Genomic DNA, 15,681 nt, shown 5'->3' on the forward strand with positions numbered 1-15,681 from the left:
ATAAGGACCCGAGCTGACGCGCGGTCCAACAGCGCCCGAGCCTATGCTTTGTGCATTACCGTTCGGTTGGCCATGTCGTCCAAGACCGCATGAAGAAGGCTTCCAACCTCCTGCGCAGCGAGCTCTGGCGCAATTCCTACATCGGACAATTGAATGAGCATTTTCTTGGCGGCACAGCGCCAGAACGCGCTCGCCGCCTCGCCGTTCTTGGTCTCGAGGGCCTGGGCGATACTTTCGACCAATATACGTCGCCGATGCAGCGGAAATACGCAAATGTTTGATTCATGCATCAATCACCTCACAGATTCAGTTCCACAAAGAAAAACACCGGCGTCTTCAAAAGAGCCCCGCTAGCGCGGTGACGGTTCGCGGCGACATGACGAGTTCCACTTCCCCATCGACAAGCCATTGGGAGATGAGCCGCCGGACCGCATATCCGGGACCGCACATAAGGTGAACCACCATTGCTCATCCGGCTGCATTTTCCTGGGCCGTTCGACGAGGCGTTCCAGCCGAATTGACGTCCAATGACTTGATCTCTGAAAGGGCAGGGCGGTACGAATCACCCGACTGTTCCGCTGCTTACATTCCTGCGAGCTTGTGTATGAACGATTAAAGCGTGCCCGAGCCGTTCTTGGTGGCCGCCGCAGAAGGGAATCATGTCATCCGCTGCCTATCGTAGGCGGCGCGACTTCTAGCATGACTGCACTGCCCCGACAGGGCTTTGCAATCGCGCGTTTCGAAGCCTATGCTTTGGCATCGGCCGGCATTTACTTCGGTGCAGCCGACAGTAAGACGTACGCGCTCTTGCCCCGTTGGAAGAGAGCCTTGCCCGATCCCTCTTTCGCGACCAGGTGCTGAAGCCCTCACCCCGCAGGACTTCGCGCTTTTGCGACCATCGCTGCATCACGTCGAACCGGGCATCAAGGACAAGTTGGAGGTCGCGCATCAGCCGATCAAGAACGTATATTTTCCCGAGAGGGGCATCGCGTCGGTGGTCGCCACCATGACCGGCGGGCGGCAAGGTGAAGTCGGCATTGTCGGCTATGACGGGATGAAAGGAATTGCCGTCATTCTCGGAAAGGAAAGCACTACCTGGCGCCTGCCGGTTGAAAACCTTCGCCCTGCGATTAGCCCGTCGCTTCGCACCTCAGTGCTGGACTATGCCCACGCGTTCCTCGTCCAATCATGCCGGACGGCACTGGTCAATGGCCACTCCAAGGTCGAAGAACGGCTGGCCCGCTGGCAGCTGATGGTCCACGACCGTGCGGAAGGAGATAAGATCCTCCCGACGCATGAATTTCTGGCGACCATGCTCGCGCCCACCGCCCGGGGTCACCACGGCCCTGCAAATGCTTGAGTATCGAGGACTGGTGCACGCCAAGCGCGGCGAGATCACGATCATCGACCGTGCCGGATTGATAAAGCTCACACATGGCGCTTATGACAAGGAGGAGCAGCGTTATTTCGGCCTGGCCGCTGCCTGAAGCATGTCGGTTGAAACGGGTTCAGCCGACGTCTCCTTGCCCCTCACCAGGTCGCCCAAAAGCATCAGCGGTTTTGAACGAATCGCAGCGATTGTCCGCAATCGGACATAGGCTTGAAGGCGGTCGAATTCGTGCCATAAGTCGGGTTGGTCAGGGTTCAGGGAGGAATTCGTCATGACCAATTCGTTTCACACCGTCACCGTCGAAAAAGCCGCAGAAGCCTATGTCCTTTCCAGGGGAAGGGTCCGCTTTCTCTCCATGGCGCAGGCGATCCGCGCCATCCGAACACTAATGCCGGCATGCAAGGCCACCGACCGCGAGTTGGAGGAACTGTTGGCGGCCGCTTCCTTCGTTCATGGCGTGCCCGTCGCCTTCGACACAAAAACAGCCGATGGTGTAGAACCACGGCTGCATTCCTAAGAGGGCATGCCGCGCCATGCAGACTGTCAGAGGGCATTCGTCAGATGGTAGTCCGCTAACTTAACTGCAGAGTCTAAAGGACGTGTTCCAGCATTGCGAACTCACCGATCGCTTTGTTGCCAAAGCTGCCAGCAAGCGATCGCCTCATCCAGCCGTTTGCACCATCTCATCACAGACATCATCGCGATGCTACCTGTCCAGCATATGTCCAGCATTTCGCAAGGCGGCCAGAAGGAGCCTCGCATAGCCTGTGACATCGATCTGGGCCTGCATCGAAAGGGGCATGCTGGTCCAGTTCTCCAACGGTGCAATGAAAGGTGAGAAGGTGCCATTGACAAGGCAACAACAGCTAACAAGGCCCTCTCGGTCCAATGCCACCACACCGATCTTGTCGCCTGGATATCCAATGGCTGCGACTCGCTGGACCTCCAGGTCACCGTCCACCCGCACGTCAAAAAGAAGGCTACCACGGCTCCTCGTGGCTATCTCAGCCGCCTTCTCATCAAAGCTTGAAGAGAGCAAGCGGACGCTTTCCACCGCCATCTGGAAAATCACCAAATCCAGTTCATTCACGGCCATATGGGCATTTCCGCGCAACGGGTGGTGATTGCAATGACACATACTGCTTGTTCACAGATGTCGGTCACGAACGATCATTCGTCGGGTTCCGGTTCCGACCAACGGTGTCGCCACCTGATCGTGCTGCGGTTCGAACCTTCCGAACGCGAGCCGAGCGCGCTATGAGGTTGGAGTCTAGGTCTCGGACCCTGCCTCGCGGCCTGCTCATCTTTGGCAGACCCGTTGCAACGCCGCCGCGATGGCGCAAACGCCAGATGACGCTGATCCATCGCTTGATCGTGAACTGAGCTTCTGAACACCATTGGGACAGCAGGGTGGAAGGGCTTGACCAACGCTGCCCCCGTTTTCCAAGAGGACCCGTCCTCGATTGAATCTTTCGAGCCCCGTGCAGCGCGCAGCCAAATGATGACCATCTGGACCCAGCTCGCAGACCGCAAGGCAAAGAGGGAACCTTCCAGGCAGCCAAGCTGCGTCGACGCAAAGAGCGGCCTTTGGAGTTCCCAGAATCGACCCTTCCATAGTTGCGACAGGCAACCACTGCACGAGTGTGGGAGAGCGAATCGCAAGCATTGCGTGAGGTCCTGCGCGTTTTCCCCTCTTGCTATTTGGCACATCGTTTGCGCCGAAGTGGGCGCAGCGTTCGACCGGAGCACTGCATGGGAGAGGGAGGAGCCCCACCCCGATCCGGTCAAGGAGAGAGACGGTGTTGGTTCCAAGAGTTCCCCGCGCGATCTTAGCGCCCCGCAAGCGCCATTTTGCCCGGACCTACGTGCAGGTACTTGCCGCCATAATCCTGGGTGCCGCAATCGGCTATTTCCATTTGGAGACCGGCCACAGCCTGAAGCCGCTCTGCGATGCCTTCGTCGATGTCGTCAAGATAATCACCGTACCTGTCATCTTCCTGACAATGGCGACCGGCATTGCCGGCATGAGCGATCTGCAGAAGGTCGGCCGAGTTGCCGCCAAGGCGATGGTTTATTTCCTTACCTTCTCGACGCTAGCACTCCTTGTCGGGCTGATTGTCGCGAATATCGTTCAGCCTGGCGCCGGCCTCAACATCGATCCGGCCTCGCTCGATGTCGAAGCCGTTAAGGGCTATGTGGCCACGGCTCACGAGCAGTCCGTGACCAGCTTCCTGATGAACATCATCCCGTCAACGATTGCCAGTGCCTTCGCGGAAGGCGACATCCTGCAAGTCTTGTTCCTCTCGGTCCTGTTCCTCTCGATCCTGTTCGGCGCGGTCTGCCGCTACAACGGCCGCTCGCTCTTCTCTCTCGTCCGATACATCAAGGACGAGCTGCTGCTCGCAATGTCCTCCTCAGAGGCCGCGCTGGCCTCGCTCATGGAGAAGATGGAAAAGGCCGGCGCCACGCATTCGGTCGTGGGTCTCATTCCATTCAATCTGGACGGCACGAATATGATGCTCGCCGCCCTTTTCATCGCCCAAGCGACGAAAACTGATCTCCCGATCGGCTGCCGGATCCTCATGCTGTTTGTCGCATTGTTCCCTTCGAACGGAACAACCCGCATTACCGGTGCAGGCCTCGTCACAATGGCTGCAACGCTCTTTCTTGTTCCGGCCGCACCGGTCACCTCCGTGGGGCTTATTCTTGGCGTCGATCAGCTTATGTCCGAATGCCACGCGCTGACGGTTTTTCTCCGCAGCGTAGCGGCAACGCTGGCTGTCACCCGGTCCGGGGCGAGCGGGATAAACGACGATTCGGGGAGCGCCTCACTAGCGGACCGTTCAGCGCTCTGGCGGTGGACGGTCAAGTCGCCCGGCGTGGTGAACACAATTCCCCGTGCGAACGACGCTCAGCTATTGGGGTGGACCCGATGGCGCAAAGCCGTATTTGAGAAACCGCCAGATCGCACCGGCACCTGTGCGCCTGTAGCAACTGCGGGGCACGATCAAAACTGACCCATTTTACACCAAAAAGGCGGCCGTTGCTGCCACGCCGTCCATGGATTGGAGACTCATGTCTAAGCCGACTGCCATCACTGTCGCAGCTCTTCTTTTACTCCTCGCCTTGCTGGCGAGCCAATATAGCGCGAACCTGCACCGGCAGGCGTGGTCGACCGACAGGCAAAAGTGGAGCGGCGCATTCGACAACGATCTCCTTCGCCAATCGCCGGCAACCCGCAAGGCGATGCCGTTCTGGTCATATTCAATGACTACCACAACTGTCCGCATTGCAGACTGGCTGATATCAACTACCAAAAAGCCTTCAAGCATGAGCCCAATCTGAAGCTTGTGATCAAACAGTTCCCGGTCCTGGGACCGGATTCCCAATTCCCAGCCTTCGCCGCACTCGCCTCGAGAAAACAGGGAAAGTTCGACGAATTCCACCGCGCCCTTATGATTTCCCCCAGTTGAAGGGTCACTCTCAAGATCGCAGCGCGTGTAGGCCTTGACGTTGAGCAGCTCAAGCGGGAATGCAAGATCCGGCCATCGCAGATGAAATGCGCGCGTCCGCGCACTCGCGAAAGGTCTGCACTTAGACGGTACGCCCGCGTTGGTGGTCGGCGATATAGTGGTCGCCGACCTTGTGGACATGGCCAGCTTGCAACGCTTGCATCGCCGATGCGCGCTCAAAGCGTGCTGGCTCTCGTGCGGGGCAGCATCTGTAGACCGGCCACGCTGTTGTTGCCGGAGCGTGCCGTTTGTGGCAGCTGGCTTTGCTGTCGCTCCTCGTAATCTTGTTGCGGTCATCCAGCTGCCGTGGGCGCCAACAACAATCCTGAGCGCCCGCGCCTGAAGTCGCTGGCCGGGTGCTCGTGAACCGAGCCCGCTTTTCTTCGGCAAGCTCAGGCGGTCTTGGCCCTGCGGCATCGCCCCCTGGCGCGGGGCAGCCTTCGGCTGCTGACGGTCGCCGGCCTGTCGGCCGGCGTCTTTCTATTGTGGCCTTCCCCCTGGCGCAGGGTGGGCAGCACTCCCTTCTAGGCCCGCCGCGGCGTCCCGCAACCCTTCGCTTGTCGCTTTCGGGTCCTCCACTCCGTTCCGGTCCTGCTGATGCAGTCCGCCTCCGACGGCGGGCCTTTCCGGTCGCTTTTGCCGCCCACCCCGCTTCCGGGGAGGGCGCGCGATTGTAGAGCGGAGGACATCACGATGCGTGCAAACAACAAACGTTGCGGCAGCCGACAGGCTGGCGCAGACAGCGGCGGGCGCACCGGCGCCAGCCTTTATCAGGAAATCACCGACCGCATCATTGCCGAACTGGAGCGCGGCACCGTGCCATGGGTCAAGCCGTGGGGCAGGGCAAGGACAGGCCTCGGCCTGCCGCGGAATGCGGCCACCCAGCGCCGATATTCCGGCATCAATATCCTGATCCTGTGGGGCGCGGTCATCGAGCGCGGTTTCCCCAGCCAGAACTGGCTCACCTTCCGGCAGGCGCTTTCGCTTGGCGGCAATGTCAGGAAGGGCGAGCACGGCACCACCATCGTTCACGCTGACCGCTTTGTTCCCAAGAACGAAAAGCAACGCGCCGACACCGATGGCGACGAACCGCAGGCGGTGCCCTTCCTGAAGCGCTTCACCGTCTTCAATGTCGCGCAGTGCGATAATCTGCCCGAACATCTTTACGCCGCCGGCGAGCCTCTGCCTGAGCGCGAGATGGTCCCGCAGGCCGAGGCGCTCATTCATGCAACCGGCGCTGATTTTCGCGTCGGCGGCGAGCGCGCCTTCTACATGCCCGGCAGCGACACCATACAGGTGCCGCCGCAGCCGGCTTTCTTCCACCAGATCGACTATTACCGGACCTGCTTTCACGAGCTTGGCCACTGGACCGGCCACCCGAGGCGACTCGCGCGCGACCTGTCCGGCTCCTTCGGGTCCAACACCTATGCGCGCGAGGAACTGGTCGCCGAAATCGCATCAGCCTTCATCTGCAGCAGTCTCGGCATCGAGCCGACCGTGCGCCATGCCGACTACATCGGCTCATGGCTGACGGTTTTGCGCGAGGACAACCGCGCCATCTTCCGCGCCGCAAGCCATGCCTCGAAAGCCGCCGATTTCCTGCTTGGCCGCAATGTCGATGTCGAAGGCGAGGCACATGCCGAAACCGCCTATGGGAGCGCGCAATCCTCACACGCGACCGCCTTGCGCCTCTGATGACGCAAAGCCGCGCGCAACCAACTCGACAGTTCTTTTGAGGTTGCCCTAACGCCGATGGCCGGCGTTGGCGTCGATCGTTCATCGGACCGAGGTTCGCAAAAAAAGAGGGCGGCATTGATGCCGCCCTCTCGTTGCGAAAGCTGCCAGAGCTGGATTAGAAATCCATGCCGCCCATGCCGCCCATGCCGCCGCCGCCCATGCCGCCAGGCATGCCGCCGCCAGCCGACTCCTTCTTCGGAGCCTCCGCGATCATGGCTTCGGTGGTGACCAGCAGGCCGGCGACCGAGGCCGCGTCCTGAAGAGCCGTACGGACAACCTTGACCGGATCGACGATACCCATGGCGATCATGTCGCCATACTCGCCGGTCTGGGCGTTGTAGCCGAAGGTCGCGCCCTTGTTCTCAAGGATCTTGCCGGCAACGATCGATGCTTCCGCACCGGCGTTGGCCGCGATCTGGCGGGCCGGAGCCTGCAGCGCACGACGCACGATGTTGATGCCGGCGGCCTGGTCGGCATTGACGCCGGTGGCCTTGATGTTGGCCGAAGCGCGCAGCAGCGCGACGCCACCACCAGCAACGATGCCTTCTTCGACGGCCGCGCGGGTCGCGTTGAGGGCGTCATCGACGCGGTCCTTCTTTTCCTTGACTTCGACTTCCGTCGCACCGCCGACGCGGATCACCGCAACGCCGCCGGCGAGCTTCGCCAGACGTTCCTGCAGCTTCTCCTTGTCGTAGTCCGAAGTGGTCTTTTCGATCTGCTGCTTGATCTGGGCAACGCGGCCCTGGATCTCGGCCTTCTTGCCGGCGCCGTCGACGATGGTGGTGTTCTCCTTGGAGATCGACACCTTCTTGGCGCGGCCGAGCATGTTGAGGCCGACGTTCTCGAGCTTGATGCCGAGGTCTTCCGAGATGACCTGGCCACCGGTGAGGATGGCGATGTCTTCCAGCATGGCCTTGCGGCGATCACCGAAGCCCGGCGCCTTGACGGCGGCGATCTTCAGGCCGCCACGCAGCTTGTTGACGACCAGCGTGGCCAGAGCCTCGCCTTCGACGTCTTCCGAGATGATGAGCAGCGGCTTCGAGGTCTGCACGACGGCTTCGAGAACCGGCAGCATGGCCTGGAGGTTGGACAGCTTCTTCTCGTGCAGGAGGATGTAGACGTCCTCGAGTTCGGCAACCATCTTGTCGGCGTTGGTGACGAAGTAGGGCGAGAGGTAGCCGCGGTCGAACTGCATGCCTTCGACGACTTCGAGTTCGGTCTCGGCGGTCTTGGCTTCCTCAACCGTGATGACGCCTTCGTTGCCGACCTTCTGCATCGCTTCGGCGATCATCTTGCCGACCGAAGCATCGCCGTTGCCGGCGATGGTGCCGACCTGGGCAACCTCTTCGGAGGTCTTGATCTTCTTGGCGTTCTTGATCAGGGTCGCAACGACGTCGGTTACCGCGAGGTCGATGCCGCGCTTCAGGTCCATCGGGTTCATGCCGGCGGCAACGGCCTTGTGGCCTTCCTGGACGATCGACTGCGCCAGAACGGTCGCGGTCGTGGTGCCGTCGCCAGCGATGTCGTTGGTCTTCGAAGCAACTTCGCGGACCATCTGCGCGCCCATGTTTTCGAACTTGTCCTCAAGCTCGATTTCCTTGGCGACGGTGACGCCGTCCTTGGTGATGCGCGGGGCGCCGAACGACTTGTCGATGACCACGTTGCGGCCCTTGGGGCCGAGCGTGACCTTCACCGCGTCAGCGAGGATGTTGACACCGCGCAGCATGCGCTCGCGGGCATCGCGGGAGAATTTTACGTCTTTGGCAGCCATTTTTAGCTCCTGGCAGGGGCTTCAATCGAGCCCGGGAATTCAGTTGACGAAAGGGCCTGATATGAGCCGATGATGCCCATGATGTCGGATTCCTTCATGATCAGAAGGTCTTCGCCATTGAGCTTGACTTCCGTGCCCGACCACTTGCTGAACAGGATGCGGTCGCCGGCCTTGACGTCCAGCGGGACCAGCTTGCCAGCTTCGTCACGAGCGCCGAAGCCGACAGCGATGATCTCGCCTTCCTGCGGCTTTTCCTTTGCCGTGTCGGGGATGATGATCCCGCCAGCGGTCTTGGATTCGGATTCGACCCGGCGAACGACCACGCGGTCATGCAGCGGGCGGAACTTCGACTTTGCCATTTTCGGATTTTTCCCTGGTGCGCTGTTGAGGGGTTTTTGTTAGCACTCGCGATGGACGAGTGCTAACGCGATAGTGAGGTAGGCTGTAAGCGGGCACTCGTCAAGACGGACGAGGGCAGGCGAGGAGCTCTGGCCCCCTCCCCGGTGGAACCCAACGCATACGCGGCATCCGCGTTGATGGCTGCGAGCCCCACATTTCCATTGAATTCGGCGTCATGACGCCAACTTGCTCGCGCCGCTTCCAAGTCGTCAGTCGTGCTGCCGTCAGCACGAACATAGGGCTGCGCTTCACTTCCCGTCGAAGCCGCGGCAAGCAGCGTCGCCGTCAGCACGCTCCTTTGCAGATGCTTGCCAAAGGTGGACAGTGAGCGCACCTGCGCCGGGCTGTTGGTGCGAACGTAAGACGTCATTGACAACTCCTTTTTGCAAGTCGAGCCCCTTCTCCACCTTCGGCCGCCGTCGACGCGAAGAAGTCCGCATCGCGTTGAAGACGAGCTGCGAAAAAGAGAAAGATGTGTTTGATGGCTGCGGCCCCAACGGTGCCTTCAGATTTGAGATCACTTCCGCCGCGAGCGGCTGAAGCTCCTCGCAACGTCAAATCGAATCTGCTGCCAAGCCTCCAGGAAAGGAGAGCATTGCTCATCTCGCGCTTGTGCATGCAGTCAACCTTCGATCCGTGTTGCCACATCAAGAGCAAATGCCGTGCCAAAGCTCACTGGGAAGTGAACGCATGGCTCTCCCTGAAAACCTCACAAATCCAGCATGGTCAATTGTGCGGAACCCGACATGCGTCTTCTGCCACTGTCAGCTTTCGGACAGGCATGACGCGTTTCGCGCCGACCACCGGTCGATCGGTTTTGGGGCCGGTCTGTTCGCCTCATAAGAGCGCGTTACATTGCGTAGCGGTTTCCCGAGCGCCGCCACATGACACTGGACCTGCAGGTAGCACCGGCTTCTCATCCAGCCTTACTTTGGCCCCCTCGCGTATCAAATTCCCGCTGGCGAGCCCTGCTTTCATAGATCGCACCATGCCGGATGTCTGCTCTGGCGCCCGACCCGCTGGCACGATCTCGATCCGGCATAAGGGCGCAGCATCTTTGCAGGCCGTTTCATCCCGGCGTCCTGCTTGGCTGACAGACCGCACTTGGCGAGCGGTCTCCATGCTCTCTCCAAGGACCATCCCTGCGGCTGGCTTGTCGACCTATGGGCGGGTCCGGCCGCCCGAAACCCTCGCGCCATCAGCTTTTTTCCCCGCCGCCTGCGGCGGCTTCCTCGCGCCGCTTCGCTCACAAAAAAGCTGCCCGCTCGGGTCCTTCACTGTCGCTGCGGCCCTGTCGGATTCAGGCGGTCCTGACGCGCCCATTACGGTGCGCCATCGCAGGGGATGGTCCCCGGCGAAACCACAAAAGGAGACTTCGAAATGACCGCGATCGGTTACGTCAACAAGCAGGAAAACGGCGCCTACAAGGGCCAGTTCAAGACGCTCAGCGTCCGCGCCGACATCGATATCGTCCCCAACCAGGCCAAGAGCGCCGATAACCATCCCGACTTCCGGGTGCTTACGCAAGGGGTCGAAGTCGGCGCTGGCTGGATCCGCACCGGCGAGACTTCCGGCAAGGATTATGTGAGCCTGTCGATTGCAGCGCCGGAGTTCGGACCGCGCAAGCTCTACGCCAATCTCGGCCGAGCCGCCGGCCAGGACGATCACGACACCTACGCCATCATCTGGAACCCGGCCGACTGACCGGCCGAGATAAGAGCCTCGCGCCGCAGCCCCGGCGCGGGGCTCATTCCCAGGAGTTCCACCCAAACCCCGTCCGCCCTAAAGGGCGGCGAAAACTCTCCCCCGACTCTTCGCCCGTCCCCGAGACGATCTCCCTCGCCCATCCTCGCCCTCGCTTGTCCGAAGCGAAACGAGGATCATCATGGACGACGAAAACGAACGCGCGGCCCGCGCGAAAAAGGGCAGCCCGTTTCTCAGCACAGCCCAAGCCGCCTTCTATATCGGGCTCTCCCAGCGCACGCTCGAAAAGATGCGGCTCAAGGGCGGCGGCCCGAAATTCCGCAAGCACGGCCGCTATGTCCGCTATCACATCGACGAACTCGACCATTGGTCGAAAGGACACCCGCAGCACTCCATCGCCGGCGATGGCAAGGCCGGTTCCGGCCAGGGCGGCACGGGAGGCCGTTCATGAGGCGGCGCCCTTCCATCCATCTGATCGGCAGCCGCCTGAGGCGTGTTCGAGCCCGTAAGACGGTCGCCTTGGCCGCGGCCGGTCTCGGTCTTTTGGGCTTCACGGCGCTGGGAAAGCCCGCCCCTTGGCTGGTCTGGAACGCCTCGGCCAGCGCGCCGATCGGCCTTTACCGCATCGCTGCGGGAGCGCTGGCGCGTGGCGATCTCGTGCTCGTGCGCCCGCCTGAATACGCGGCGTATCTCGCCGCCGAGCGCAGCTATCTGCCTCGCAATGTGCCGCTGGCAAAACGTCTTGCAGCGCTGCCGGACGATAATGTCTGCGCCTTCAATGACGCCATCATCATCGGCGGCGACATCGTCGCGCGCCGGCTCAAAATCGACGCCGAAGGCCGACCTTTGCCATGGTGGAACGGCTGCCGAGCGCTCGGGGATAACGAGGTTTTCCTGCTCGGCAGCGACAAAAACCGCTCCTTCGACAGCCGCTATTTCGGGCCTGTTCCCACTCAAAATGTCATCGGGAGGCTCGTACCACTATGGACCGAGTGACCCTCCTCTTGTTGGGCATGATCGCCATTGCGCCATGCGCCTGTTCCGCCTCGACCGGCGCTGAGCCGGTCGCCATCTCCCAAAGTCCGCAGCTGCGAAAGTGGCAGACGTTGGTATCGGAAGCAAGCCGGCGCTTCCATATTCCCCAAGCCTGGATCTATGCCGTCATGGCTGCCGAAAGCGGCGGCAAGACAATGCGCGGCGGCCGCCCCATCACCTCCCCCGCTGGCGCCATGGGCCTCATGCAGGTGATGCCCGGCACCTATGAAGAGATGCGGGTCGAACACGGCCTTGGGCCTAACCCCCACGATCCGCGCGACAATATCCTGGCCGGCACGGCCTATCTCAGTGCCATGTATGACCGCTTCGGATTTCCTGGCCTGTTTGGCGCCTACAATGCCGGTCCCGAGCGCTACGACGAGCATTTGAAGCGTGGCAAACCGCTGCCAGAAGAGACCGTCGAGTACCTCGACCAACTCAAGGCGGCCGGAGTTTCGGCGGCCGACATCGAGGCGTTCGAAAGCCAATCTGTCGCTCCAAAGGCGCAAATCGCTCCTCTCGGACGGTCGCTGTTCTTCATTCATGACGGTGTTCACTCAGGCGTGCGAAACGGCGATCTCTTCGTGCCGCTCGGCAAGGACGGCGCGCAGCCGAAGGAGCCGGTGCGTTAGCCATGGCGGACGGGGGCGCGTCTGGCGGGGCTGGGCGCGGAAGGCAAGATAAAGGTACCGCCTCCAGGAGGCGGTTAAATCTTTGTCTGCACATCGTTTTTCCGGGAGGCTGCCGCCGGTGCCAAGAGGGTTTGACGTGTAAGTGTCTGATTTTGCTTGATATGTCTGGGAGGCTCGCATTAAGGATGACGAGTTCAGGCCGAAGCTCGGCAAAATCGGGTCGCGCGGCTCGAAGGCCGGCAAACGCTATGCCGGCCAGGTTCGTGCGGCGATCAACCGGGCTGGCGGCCGGCCGCAACGCGGTGGTCGCTTCACAGGAAGCCGGACAGGGCGCGGCGGGGCGGCCGCCGCACTGCTGAAATCGCGCGACCGGTATGCCGCCTTCCGCCAGCGCCGGGTGATCGTCAAGGCGCGGGTCGTCAAGCTCGCCGGCAAGGGCGCGGACGGGGCGCGTGCCCATCTACGCTATCTTCAGCGCGACGGGGTCACCCGCGAAGGTGAACCTGGCGAGCTCTACGGCGCCGACAGCGGCCGCGTCGACGGCAAGGCGTTCATCGATCGCGCGGACGGCGACCGCCATCAGTTCCGCTTCATCGTCGCTGCCGAAGACGGCATCGAGTACGACGACCTCAAGGCGCTGACGCGGCGGCTCATGGCGCAGATGCAGGAAGACCTCGGCACGAAGCTCGACTGGGTCGCGGTCGATCATTTCAACACCGGCCACCCGCACAGCCACATCATCGTCCGTGGCAGGGACGACCGTGGCGAGAACCTGGTCATCGCGCGCGAATATATCTCATCTGGCATCCGCGAGCGGGCGGCCGAGCTGGTCAGCCTCGATCTCGGTCCGCGAACCGACCGCGAGATTGAGCTTCGCCTGCGCCGGGAAATGGAGCAGGAACGCTTCACCAGCATCGACCGTCGGCTGCTCAGCATGCGTGATGATGACGGCCTGGTCTCGCCGGGCGGTCCCGACGCCATTCGCCAGACGCTGCACCAGGGACGGCTGCGCAAGCTCGAGCGGATGGGTCTGGCCGCGGAGGTCGGCGCTGGCTCCTGGCGCCTCGACGATGAGCTCGAAGCCACGCTGCGCCGCACCGGCGAACGCGGCGACATCATCAAGACCATGCACCGCGAACTGACCGGCAAGGGGCTTGCCCGCAGGGCCGCCGACTGGGTGATCCACGATCGATCCGGCGAGCCCGTCCAGTCTCTCGTCGGTCGCGTTGTCGCGCGTGGACTGGCCGACGAGATCAATGACCGCCATTACATGATCGTCGACGCCGTCGACGGTAAGAGCCATTGGATCAACATCGGTAGAGGCGAGGCGATGGAAACGATGCCTAATGGCTGCATCGTGCGTGTCGCGCCAAGGAACACCGAGCCGAGGCAGGTCGATCGTACCATCGCCGAAATCGCCGCCGCGCATGGCGGCCGTTACGACGTCGATATGCACCTGAAGCATGACCCATCCGCCACCGAGAGCTTTGCGCGAACGCATGTGCGGCGGCTGGAGGCGATCCGCCGCGCGACCGGCGGCGTTGAGCGAGAGCCGAACGGCACCTGGCTCATCGCGCCGGACCATCTCGATCGCGTCGCGAATTATGAGGGCCAGCGGGCCAGGGCCGAGCCTGTCGTTGCCGACAAGCTCTCCTCAATGGCGCTGGAGCGACAGGTCAGCTTCAACGGCGCCACCTGGCTCGACCGGGAGCTGGTTGCCGATAGACCCGAGCCTTTGCACGGATCCGGCTTCGGCCGCGACGTGAGAGAGGCGCAAGCTCGCCGGCGGCAGTGGCTGATCGCGCAAGGCCTCGCGCATAAAGAACAGGATGGGATCGTCTATCGAGCCAACATGCTTTCGATCCTGCGCCAGCGAGAACTGAACCGTGTTGCTGGCCAACTGTCGGAGGAACTTGGCCTGCCCTATGCCGAAGCGCGATTCGGAGGACGAGTAGAGGGTACGCTCCGCCGCTCCGTCGAGCTTGCCAGCGGAAAATATGCCGTCGTTGAAAAGTCGCGCGAGTTCACGCTGGTGCCATGGCGGCCGGTGCTTGAGCGCCATGTGGGCAAGGAGGTCTCCGGTGTCGTGAGTGGGGAGGGGATTTCATGGACCGTCGGCCGGCAAAGGAGCGGACCTGGTGTTTCGTGAGATGGTGTACAGCTTTTTAGCCAGCGGCGCGGGCAGCCATGCGAGCCCGCGTAGACCTTATGGCCGCACGCCCGCAATCGGTCGCATGGACCTGCCAGGCGGGGCGGCTTTGGAGCGTTCGGACCCGACACGCTGCGTGAGTGGCCAGACTTCGAGCGCTCGAAGATGCGGACTGTTGTCTGCTGGCCGGCGTTATTCCGGCTGGCCTATGACCGCGGCGCAACAGTTCACCGCTGAAGTTGCCACGGGCGAACATCGACAAGAGAAAAAACACCATTGCGCGTTACAAATCGCCGTTGAAAGCGTTTAGGTTGCATGCGCTTCGCCAAGTAAACGGATACCCCAGAAGAGAGCCATGACCACGGCCCGCCATATCGTGACGCTGCTTAAAAGCCACATTGCCGGCGACGAGGATCGTTTCCTCTCTATCGCGATGCAGCTTGCTGCGCATGAGGCACGTCAAGGCCATGGCAAGCTTGCTCAGGAGCTCAAGGATCTGGTCGACGCAGCCAAGAGCAGGGACGCCCGGATTGCCAAGAGCAGTCGGCCGGTTCCCCTTTTTCAGCCAAAGGGCGAACTCGCAGGCCTCCTGCATGTGCGCTATCCGGACCTGCGACTGACGGACATGATTTTGCCGGACAGTCTGCGCTCGCGCCTGCACCGCGTGCTGGGAGAGCAGCGCCAACAAGCAAGCTTGCGCGAGCACGGGCTTGTTCCCCGTCGCAAACTGCTTCTGGTCGGCCCGCCAGGATCAGGCAAGACGATGACCGCATCGGCATTGGCCGGGGAGCTTCATCTGCCCCTTTTCATGATCGTCCTCGATGGTTTGATCACCAAGTTCATGGGAGAGACTGCCGGAAAGCTGCGGCTTGTTTTTGATGCAATGCAGGCGACGCGGGGCGTCTACTTCTTTGACGAATTCGATGCCATCGGCGCGCGTCGAGGCGAACGCCAGGATGTTGGCGAGATTCGGCGCGTGCTGAATTCGTTTCTGCAGTTTCTCGAGCAAGACGACAGCCACAGCCTGATTATTGCGGCAACAAATCATCCCGAGCTGCTCGACAGAGCTTTGTTCCGCCGTTTCGACGATGTCATCGAATACGCCGTGCCCGATCGGCCGATTATCGAGGCGCTGCTTCGGGCTCGACTCGACCGCTTCGACACCAGAGGGCTTGCCTGGAACGAGGCGATCTCTCAGGCAGAGAGACTGTCGCAGGCCGAGATCACCCGCGCGGCCGACGACGCTGCAAAAACCATCATATTGCGGGGGGGGAAGCGGATCACCTCGGAAGCGCTCATCGACGCTCTGAAGGAACGCCGGCAGGCTTCGCTGTCTGAGTAGCGACAGCACA

The 15,681-nt window shown here is 61.7% G+C and carries 16 protein-coding genes and 1 pseudogene; 12 read left to right on the forward strand and 5 right to left on the reverse strand.

Going from position 1 to position 15,681, the window contains the following annotated elements; genetic code table 11:
• Window positions 1-41 precede the first annotated feature (41 nt).
• Window positions 42-290, reverse strand: coding sequence for a DUF6074 family protein (locus QAZ47_RS07200; protein ID WP_063169245.1), 249 nt, complete (start codon window positions 288-290; stop codon window positions 42-44).
• 599 nt (window positions 291-889) lie between these two features.
• Between QAZ47_RS07200 and QAZ47_RS07205 the strand changes: the two genes are divergently transcribed.
• The 3 genes from QAZ47_RS07205 to QAZ47_RS07215 all read left to right on the forward strand — a co-directional run bounded on the left by QAZ47_RS07205 (window position 890) and on the right by QAZ47_RS07215 (window position 1,907).
• On the forward strand, window positions 890-1,360 hold the full coding sequence (locus QAZ47_RS07205) for a hypothetical protein (RefSeq protein ID WP_224570941.1): 471 nt from the start codon (window positions 890-892) through the stop codon (window positions 1,358-1,360).
• Complete coding sequence (locus QAZ47_RS07210) at window positions 1,353-1,487, forward strand: hypothetical protein (RefSeq protein WP_256754986.1); 135 nt, start codon at window positions 1,353-1,355, stop codon at window positions 1,485-1,487. The genes QAZ47_RS07205 and QAZ47_RS07210 overlap by 8 nt, the downstream gene beginning before the upstream one ends.
• 174 nt (window positions 1,488-1,661) lie before the next feature.
• Window positions 1,662-1,907: a hypothetical protein gene (locus QAZ47_RS07215; RefSeq protein ID WP_063169243.1), complete on the forward strand. Its 246-nt coding sequence runs from the start codon at window positions 1,662-1,664 to the stop codon at window positions 1,905-1,907.
• A 189-nt stretch (window positions 1,908-2,096) separates the two neighbouring features.
• On the opposite strand, the gene QAZ47_RS07220 is transcribed toward QAZ47_RS07215, so the two are convergent.
• Window positions 2,097-2,486 carry a hypothetical protein gene (locus tag QAZ47_RS07220; RefSeq protein WP_024505560.1) on the reverse strand — a complete coding sequence of 130 codons (390 nt, stop codon included), beginning with the start codon at window positions 2,484-2,486 and terminating at the stop codon, window positions 2,097-2,099.
• Between the two features lie 706 nt (window positions 2,487-3,192).
• Between QAZ47_RS07220 and QAZ47_RS07225 the strand changes: the two genes are divergently transcribed.
• From QAZ47_RS07225 to QAZ47_RS07235, 3 genes are all read left to right on the forward strand, one after another.
• Window positions 3,193-4,407 carry a cation:dicarboxylase symporter family transporter gene (locus QAZ47_RS07225; protein WP_210326676.1) on the forward strand — a complete coding sequence of 405 codons (1,215 nt, stop codon included), beginning with the start codon at window positions 3,193-3,195 and terminating at the stop codon, window positions 4,405-4,407.
• Between the two features lie 171 nt (window positions 4,408-4,578).
• A complete protein-coding gene (locus QAZ47_RS07230) occupies window positions 4,579-4,863 on the forward strand; it encodes a thioredoxin domain-containing protein (RefSeq protein WP_224570942.1) in 285 nt (94 codons plus the stop codon).
• A 732-nt stretch (window positions 4,864-5,595) separates the two neighbouring features.
• Window positions 5,596-6,597, forward strand: a complete 1,002-nt coding sequence (locus QAZ47_RS07235; protein WP_063169241.1) for a zincin-like metallopeptidase domain-containing protein — start codon at window positions 5,596-5,598, stop codon at window positions 6,595-6,597.
• Between the two features lie 157 nt (window positions 6,598-6,754).
• Here QAZ47_RS07235 and groL read toward each other — a convergent pair whose 3' ends face one another.
• The 3 genes and pseudogenes from groL to QAZ47_RS07250 form a co-directional block, all read right to left on the reverse strand.
• Window positions 6,755-8,410: a chaperonin GroEL gene (gene groL / locus QAZ47_RS07240; protein WP_063169240.1), complete on the reverse strand. Its 1,656-nt coding sequence runs from the start codon at window positions 8,408-8,410 to the stop codon at window positions 6,755-6,757.
• A 65-nt stretch (window positions 8,411-8,475) separates the two neighbouring features.
• Window positions 8,476-8,769 (reverse strand): annotated as a pseudogene (gene groES, locus QAZ47_RS07245) (co-chaperone GroES); the annotation flags it as partial.
• A 62-nt stretch (window positions 8,770-8,831) separates the two neighbouring features.
• Window positions 8,832-9,179: a hypothetical protein gene (locus QAZ47_RS07250; protein ID WP_063169239.1), complete on the reverse strand. Its 348-nt coding sequence runs from the start codon at window positions 9,177-9,179 to the stop codon at window positions 8,832-8,834.
• A gap of 1,010 nt (window positions 9,180-10,189) precedes the next feature.
• Here QAZ47_RS07250 and QAZ47_RS07255 point away from each other — a divergent pair.
• The 6 genes from QAZ47_RS07255 (at window position 10,190) to QAZ47_RS07280 (ending at window position 15,671) form a co-directional block, all read left to right on the forward strand.
• Window positions 10,190-10,513 carry a DUF736 domain-containing protein gene (locus QAZ47_RS07255; protein WP_024505644.1) on the forward strand — a complete coding sequence of 108 codons (324 nt, stop codon included), beginning with the start codon at window positions 10,190-10,192 and terminating at the stop codon, window positions 10,511-10,513.
• A gap of 181 nt (window positions 10,514-10,694) precedes the next feature.
• Window positions 10,695-10,964 carry a helix-turn-helix domain-containing protein gene (locus QAZ47_RS07260; RefSeq protein ID WP_024505645.1) on the forward strand — a complete coding sequence of 90 codons (270 nt, stop codon included), beginning with the start codon at window positions 10,695-10,697 and terminating at the stop codon, window positions 10,962-10,964.
• The gene (locus QAZ47_RS07265) at window positions 10,961-11,509 is read left to right on the forward strand and encodes a S26 family signal peptidase (protein WP_024505646.1); all 549 of its coding nucleotides are present in this window, start codon (window positions 10,961-10,963) and stop codon (window positions 11,507-11,509) included. Before QAZ47_RS07260 ends, QAZ47_RS07265 begins: the two co-directional genes overlap by 4 nt.
• Window positions 11,497-12,180 carry a lytic transglycosylase domain-containing protein gene (locus tag QAZ47_RS07270; RefSeq protein WP_024505647.1) on the forward strand — a complete coding sequence of 228 codons (684 nt, stop codon included), beginning with the start codon at window positions 11,497-11,499 and terminating at the stop codon, window positions 12,178-12,180. The genes QAZ47_RS07265 and QAZ47_RS07270 overlap by 13 nt, the downstream gene beginning before the upstream one ends.
• A gap of 178 nt (window positions 12,181-12,358) precedes the next feature.
• Window positions 12,359-14,329, forward strand: a complete 1,971-nt coding sequence (gene rlxS, locus QAZ47_RS07275; RefSeq protein WP_063169238.1) for a relaxase/mobilization nuclease RlxS — start codon at window positions 12,359-12,361, stop codon at window positions 14,327-14,329.
• Between the two features lie 355 nt (window positions 14,330-14,684).
• A complete protein-coding gene (locus QAZ47_RS07280; protein WP_024505649.1) occupies window positions 14,685-15,671 on the forward strand; it encodes an ATP-binding protein in 987 nt (328 codons plus the stop codon).
• Window positions 15,672-15,681 lie beyond the last annotated feature (10 nt).

Origin of the sequence: Mesorhizobium sp. WSM4904 (assembly GCF_029674545.1) — a bacterium.
Classification (GTDB): domain Bacteria; phylum Pseudomonadota; class Alphaproteobacteria; order Rhizobiales; family Rhizobiaceae; genus Mesorhizobium.